General features: G+C 39.7%; 8 protein-coding genes and 1 pseudogene. 6 read left to right on the top strand and 3 right to left on the bottom strand.

The features are described from left to right. The 5 genes from ACYTXL_RS33100 to ACYTXL_RS33080 form a co-directional block, all read left to right on the top strand. Window positions 1–441 (top strand): transposase (locus ACYTXL_RS33100; RefSeq protein ID WP_461928281.1); only part of this gene is annotated, 441 nt, incomplete at its 5' end. A gap of 317 nt (window positions 442–758) precedes the next feature. Continuing rightward, the gene (locus tag ACYTXL_RS33095) at window positions 759–899 is read left to right on the top strand and encodes a hypothetical protein (protein WP_461928280.1); all 141 of its coding nucleotides are present in this window, start codon (window positions 759–761) and stop codon (window positions 897–899) included. A 219-nt stretch (window positions 900–1,118) separates the two neighbouring features. Then, the gene (locus ACYTXL_RS33090; protein WP_461928279.1) at window positions 1,119–1,361 is read left to right on the top strand and encodes a hypothetical protein; all 243 of its coding nucleotides are present in this window, start codon (window positions 1,119–1,121) and stop codon (window positions 1,359–1,361) included. A 179-nt stretch (window positions 1,362–1,540) separates the two neighbouring features. Then, window positions 1,541–2,404, top strand: a complete 864-nt coding sequence (locus tag ACYTXL_RS33085; protein ID WP_461928278.1) for a WD40 repeat domain-containing protein — start codon at window positions 1,541–1,543, stop codon at window positions 2,402–2,404. Window positions 2,405–2,495: 91 nt separating this feature from the next. Beyond that, window positions 2,496–2,960 carry a hypothetical protein gene (locus tag ACYTXL_RS33080; protein ID WP_461928277.1) on the top strand — a complete coding sequence of 155 codons (465 nt, stop codon included), beginning with the start codon at window positions 2,496–2,498 and terminating at the stop codon, window positions 2,958–2,960. A 110-nt stretch (window positions 2,961–3,070) separates the two neighbouring features. Here the strand turns inward: ACYTXL_RS33080 and ACYTXL_RS33075 are convergent, their stop codons facing one another. From ACYTXL_RS33075 to ACYTXL_RS33065, 3 genes are all read right to left on the bottom strand, one after another. Then, the gene (locus tag ACYTXL_RS33075; RefSeq protein WP_461928276.1) at window positions 3,071–3,574 is read right to left on the bottom strand and encodes a helix-turn-helix domain-containing protein; all 504 of its coding nucleotides are present in this window, start codon (window positions 3,572–3,574) and stop codon (window positions 3,071–3,073) included. Between the two features lie 68 nt (window positions 3,575–3,642). After that, entirely contained in the window at window positions 3,643–4,107 is a 465-nt protein-coding gene (locus ACYTXL_RS33070; RefSeq protein ID WP_461928275.1) for a hypothetical protein, read from the bottom strand. 228 nt (window positions 4,108–4,335) lie between these two features. Then, window positions 4,336–5,115, bottom strand: coding sequence for a transposase (locus ACYTXL_RS33065; RefSeq protein WP_461928274.1), 780 nt, complete (start codon window positions 5,113–5,115; stop codon window positions 4,336–4,338). 184 nt (window positions 5,116–5,299) lie between these two features. On the opposite strand from ACYTXL_RS33065, the pseudogene ACYTXL_RS33060 reads away from it, so the two are divergent. Next, a pseudogene (locus ACYTXL_RS33060) lies at window positions 5,300–5,839 on the top strand (transposase); the annotation flags it as partial. Window positions 5,840–6,308: the final 469 nt, after the last annotated feature.

The raw sequence follows: 6,308 nt of genomic DNA, 5'->3' as shown, positions 1-6,308 counted from the left end.
GTCTGTAAAGTTGAGTATGGAGTCAAGGGAACCAATATCCGTTTTATTGTCACATCAATTACTACAAATAAGATAGCTCCAGGTGAACTTTATACCCAGAAGTATTGTCCTAGAGGTGAGATGGAAAACCGCTTTAAGGAACAACAACTGGAACTTTTTAGTGATAGAACCAGTACACACACATTTGCGGGTAATCAGTTACGATTGTGGTTTTCTTCTATAGCTTACGTTTTGATGAATGCCTTGCGGTCAAAATGTTTGGCGAAGACAGAACTACAAAACGCCCAAGTCGGAACTATTCGGACTAAATTACTGAAATTAGGCGCACTGATTACTGTAAGCGCACGGCGAATTTTAATTGCAATTAGTAGCTCTTGTCCATATAAACATATTTTTGCTACTGCTTACAGATGCTTAAAATTGCTCCCGAATACTGCTTAATGTCAACTGAAATTGCATTCAATTTTTCATAATTAATAATACTTTGGGCTTGGTTTGATCTAAGTCTGGTAAAGAAAATGCTTATTTTTTTGAACACAGCATTTTCTTTTCAGTATAAAGATAAATATAGTGATTATTTTATCTTTGTGGCTACTATTTTATACTTAATCTGTTACACCACATAAATTTAAATTCATGATGTATCAAAAAAATGTCTTATATAAGATCATGTAAATTGATTTTTTATTGTTTGTGAGAAATCCGGGGTTAAGCGAGGTAAAAACCCTAAAATGACCTGTCACCAACACATAGGCAGGGTGAACAGTAGCACAGGTCTAGGAACTGAACCACAGGTCGTTAAAGCTTATCAAGAGTGGGAAAATCGCAAGCGGTTAGACGCGATCGATAAAGCTTTGGAACAGATAGAAGCCGCGCTCATCGAAGTTATGCCAAAATAAACCAATAAGGCATAACCATTAATAACGACAACAGACCCTCTCTGTTTTTGCGATCGCCACAGAATTAACATATCTTAACTATAGAAATCTTCAGGGCAATCAAGCGAATTTTCATTAAAAAATCAATGGGTTAAAATCAGGTATTAACTTTTGGGAAGATGAGCAAGCTATTCTAAATCCACAACCTGTTATATCGTCTCAGAAGATTAGAATAACAAGATGAGGAATTTTCGCTGGGGATTAACCCAGAGATTAACCCAGAGATTAACCGAGAGATTGCGATCGCCTACGGAAGAACAACCAAGGAGACGCGGCGACAGCCGCCGTCGCTGGGCAACGCAGTTGCCAGTCCAAAACAAAATTCCATGCCACCACAAGCAATGCCACCTGGGGACACCGAGCGACCTGTTACAACACTTGGCAGACTGTAGAACCTGTAATCCACAGCCTATAATGTTTTGACGCATGATTTGCATAACTGTTTGACCTTTAAGTAAAACTAAAGGTGGTAGTACAAAAAATAAAAATTCTGAGGAGGTTTGAATCAAACCACACGAATGATTGACAAGTGAGTGCCCTTTGCTAGCAGAATATGGAATAGACAAAAACACCATTATTTTGTCATCCACTTGAGGAGCAATATGTCTAATAATTTTTTAGTACGGCAGATTTTGAAAGCTGGTGGTAAGTTTTTTGTAGGTGCATCAATAGCAATAGGAACTTTATGTCCTATTGTTTTAAGTTCTTCAAGGGTTTTGGCTGATTCTACAACACTAGGTATTCCCTCAGATGCACAGCAAGCTCTTCTCAATCTAGTTCTTCAAGGTGTACTTGCTGATACTATTGCGTTCGCTCCTAATGGAGGGTGGGTAATCCTCGATAGTCCGAATAGCTATAATACTCCAAATGGTTATGATACAAATAATCTTCCATCAGCCGCTTTAAATGATCTTGCTGCTATACATCAAAAAAACTTAATTATTAACACTATTGCGTTCACTCCAAAAGGAGAGTGGGTAATTATCTATGGTGGTAATGGTTTTTATCATAGTGCTAATTTCCCACAAGATGCTCTTAATGAACTTAAGACTATAAATCAAAAAAATTTAACTATTAATCAAATTGCATTCACTCCCAATGGAAAGTGGGTAATTATTGGAAATAATGGTAACAATGCTTATTGGAGTGCAAATTTTCCGCAAGACGTTATTGCCAAAATTAAGACAATATATCAACAACCGCCAACTATCTATTCACCTATCATTAGTATTGCCTTCACTCCTAAGAGTGAATGGATAATTATTGCGAACGGCGGATATGGTATTTACTATAGTGGTAATTTTCCACAAAATATTGTTAGTACTATCAATCAACTCATCCCTTATGCTCCTAATGTTCCTAATGGTACATACTATGATCACAATTTATTAAATATAGGTTTTAGTCCTAATAATGGTTGGGCGTTACTCTATAATCCCTCTCCACTCGAAGTGGAGGGTTTGTAAAACCTTGAATTTATTGTATTAATTCTAAAGTCATCAGTGACCCTTCTCGGCTGGCGGTATTAAAAGCGACCGGAAAAAAATGGCATGGTGGATGGCAGAAAAAAGCCAAGTTAACTGGAATGAGCAACCGCTAGAGCAACCTACCCCAATCCCCATACATACAGCTAGTTGCCCCCCGTCCACCACTACGCCATTATATAAAGGCCAGAATAGTGATGGACGGGCTAGAAACCAAGTACAGCAAGCTTTTAATTCAGAACAGCCCAACTCCATTCCAACTCAGATAAACACTTCCCCCGCCCCGTCCACCACTACGCCATTATATAAAGACCAGGATAGTGATGGACGGGCTGAAATCCAAGTAGAGCAAGCTTTTAACCTAGAAGAGTTTATGACTCCAGAATCTTTAGAATGCACTGCGGAGAGTTTAGAGTTTTTGGCGACAATTGACTATACCGATGGTGTGGAGGTGGTGTACCATGACGAATATACTCAAATTCCCGTCTTTCAACCTTACCGGGTCGCATTGGTAAATCTTTTTCTAAACGCTCTGTAGCCTGAATCCCAGTCATTTCATCAATCGATATTGTACGCTCTCCGTTTTGATAACGTTCAATCGCACTGATGTATAAACCAGTAATATTTTCAACTTTTGCATCAAATTCTTCATCTTGAGGGGGGGGTTAACCAGTAGCGGCTCTGGTGGGGTTTAAGTTCTGCTTCTTCTAATAATCTTCCAACATGGCGGACGGATATACTTTCAATAATCTCTTGTTTCATGATTTCGTCCGCTAGTTCCCTTGCTGTCCAATGACTTATTGGGCGTCCGTAGTCTTCAGGTTTTGAACATGCAAGCGCGAATAACTCGATTACTTGCTCCATACTAAATTTTGATGGTGCGCCAATCCGCCCATAGTCTTGTAATCTCTCAAAGATAGACAACTCTTTATCGCTAGTTTCAAACCATCGATTTCGCCATAAACGAGCCATATCCAGACTTATATCTAATATTCGAGCAATTTCACCGTTATTTTTCCCTGATGATGCCAGGAGAATAATTTTGGCTCGGATGACGATTTGCTGTGCTGTCTTGTGTCCGTTTATCAACTCTTGCAGTTCATTCTGCTCACGATCACTCAAACTTAATTCTTTTGGAGCTAATCTTGCCATACTCTGATTCTTTGTCACTAAACAAAGCTTTTCATATACTTACTTAAGTATCCCATATAATACTCGGTTTACTTACGCCGTTCTGTACTAGTTGAAACAAAGCCTACTTCTGAGGAAAAACCAGTTGCAGTAACCCCACATTTGCCACAAGTAACTAAGACCGATAAACCTCCAACTCCACCGCTCTCGAAAGAGGAAGAGGCATTTGCTGAGTGGTCACAGTTGCACAAATTGATAGAAGTTGCTAATGAATTTTTAATGCCAATAGCTAAGAGCATCCCTGAACAGGCTATCGAGAAAATCAAGCACCTGCTAACCTTTATACCAAGTAAAGCTGTGGGTTTAGCCGCAGAACTCCTAACTGGTAGCCCAAGGGATAACCTGAAGCCATTGCTGCTCACGTTTGACATTGCGATCGACTGAGATATCTTATCTAAAGTGCGATCGCTCACAGGAGACGCGGTAACGCCGCCGTCGTCAGGCAACGCAGTTGCCAGTCCAGTTCCGCATGCCTGTGGGGAATTGTCAGTCATCTGCGAAAACTTAAGCCAACGCTGAAAAGCAGTAAAAGTAGTGGAGATGCGATCGCGCAGAATTAATATTTCTTATCATAGGAATCTTCAGGGAATTCAAGCGAATTTCTGTTAACTGGAGTTTGGACTAATTTGGATTCAACCAGCAATTAAGAGAACAGCAAGACAAAGTTACCCAACTTCCTGGAGAAACTGAGTCAAGTTGAATCATGAAAAAATCACCCGAAACTAAGCAGCAGTTGAGTCAGCTTTGTTAAGTGATTCTTCGGCTTTAGCTTTTTTAGATGCGCGTTTTTTGACAGTGGGATAAGTTGGACGAGAGGGTGGTCGATGCCCTGGGGTGCGACCAGATGATTTACCACGGGTTTTGGGGGGTTCGGCAGGAGTACCAATACCAGCCAAAATGAGGGGAAATGCTTGTGCCACACGCCCTGGAGATAGTTTATCTTGAGTTGATGTTGCTGTCACAAATTTGCCATTGCCGTAACCTCTGTCATAAGCAGCAAGTGGTCTTTTTTCTAACTGCCGACTTACAAGTTTTAGTTGAAATGCTGCCCTACTCGTTGGCGTTTCAAAGCTGGTGATCCGTTCATGTCTCAATGGCAATGCCCAACTCCCATCTGCCTCTGGTATCCAGGCTAACGTACTGTAACTTTGTCCAATACCTACACCAACTCCTCTCTCCCCATGAAAAGTTCTTTCCTTGAGTGTCTTGGCATCTGGTCTTGGCCAAAAGGTATGATCTCCTGCTAAAAATGGTTGTGCTTCTGTTTTTACCTCCTCTATCAGTAAATTCATCAGTTTTCTTCTCTGTGGGCGAGTATCATGCAGTGCTGCATATATACTCGGCCATCGCCTCCGAAATACTGGACTTTGGGACAAGCTCACAAATGATTGAATGCTTGGGCTGGTCAATACTGCATCCATCAGTTCAAATACGGCATCTTTCGCTTTACCCAAACAATCGTAGATTGCTTGCCGGAATTCTTCTAATTGTGTCAGGATCATCACGTCAATGATTTATCGATTACATTCATTGACTCTACAGCAGTCAGTGTTACTACTGATTGCTTTTCTTTAAATTCTTTAGTCTTCAGTTCAGTACCACCTGTCTATTTTTTATCTCTGATTATCTCAGTAATTTTTCTGAGCCTGAGCTTTTAGTCCAAACTCCAGATTAAAGTTATTTGTCCCAACAAGGGATAAAGAATGGGAAATAGCGATTTTCAGCAATTTACCAGAATCTGTACAAGCTACAAAAATCGCTGAAATATATCGTAATCGGTGGACTATAGAAAGCTTATTTCAAACAGTAACTAAGAATCTTAATGGAGAAATTCAGACTCTTGCTTATCCGAAAGCCGCTTTATTTTCATTTTCAATGGCATTGGTTGCTTATAACATACTTGCAACTTTAAGAGGTGCTTTAGGCGGCGTACATGGAGTAGAGAAAATTGAAGCCGGATTATCTGATTTTTACTTAGTCGATGAGCTTCAAGGTACGTACAGAGGAATGATGATTGCAATTCCTCCTTCGGAGTGGGAGCTATTCCAAACTTTTTCAAGAGAGAAAATGGCACAACTTCTACAACAATTATCAACAGGTGTTAATCTCAAACAGTTTTTAAAAGCGATTAGAGGAGTAAAGAAACCGAAAATTCCAGTGATTTATGATAGTAAACAAGGGCATGTTTCAATAACTCGGCTTTTAGAGCAGTACAATCATTCATAAAAAAAGCAGTTAATCGCAATTAATAAACCGATTAAACACACTGGCTTACCTGATGTAGAAAATTGGTATAGCTAGAGATAGCTTATTGCTTATTTTTGGAAAAAATCATCATTTTAGCTGCTGCAATCTCTTAATCGATGATTGTATGCCCAACTTTCATCAGTTCGTGTCTAAGTTTATATAATTCAATAGCTTAAACATTTGTAATTGCTAAAAGATACCTTTTTTCTCACAATTTGCAACTCGAATTACTAAAAAGATGTTGTAGTTCATTTGTTCGCATTGAAAGGGCTGGTTCTATACGCCTTATGCCCAACTGATTTCGGTAAATCCTTATTCATATTACATCTATTTTGTCAACCATAATTACTTGACCGACACGAGCGTTAACGATCGCATCCTTATTTAGAATGAAATAGCCCTGGGGTGGGCATCTTGCCCGCCTTTGGTTACTGGGCGGGCAAGATGC

The sequence above is a fragment of the Nostoc sp. genome (assembly GCF_054880495.1).
Note: the sequence above shows the minus strand (reverse complement) of the source record. Positions and strands in the feature narration are given on the sequence as shown.

Excerpts from the sequence above, each read along its gene's own strand:
- ACYTXL_RS33090 (WP_461928279.1), top strand. The coding sequence starts at position 1,119 with ATGAGGAATTTTCGCTGGGGATTAACCCAGAGATTAACCCAGAGATTA.
- ACYTXL_RS33065 (WP_461928274.1), bottom strand. The coding sequence starts at position 5,115 with ATGATCCTGACACAATTAGAAGAATTCCGGCAAGCAATCTACGATTGT.
- ACYTXL_RS33075 (WP_461928276.1), bottom strand. The coding sequence starts at position 3,574 with ATGGCAAGATTAGCTCCAAAAGAATTAAGTTTGAGTGATCGTGAGCAG.
- ACYTXL_RS33080 (WP_461928277.1), top strand. The coding sequence starts at position 2,496 with ATGGCAGAAAAAAGCCAAGTTAACTGGAATGAGCAACCGCTAGAGCAA.
- ACYTXL_RS33070 (WP_461928275.1), bottom strand. The coding sequence starts at position 4,107 with ATGACTGACAATTCCCCACAGGCATGCGGAACTGGACTGGCAACTGCG.
- ACYTXL_RS33085 (WP_461928278.1), top strand. The coding sequence starts at position 1,541 with ATGTCTAATAATTTTTTAGTACGGCAGATTTTGAAAGCTGGTGGTAAG.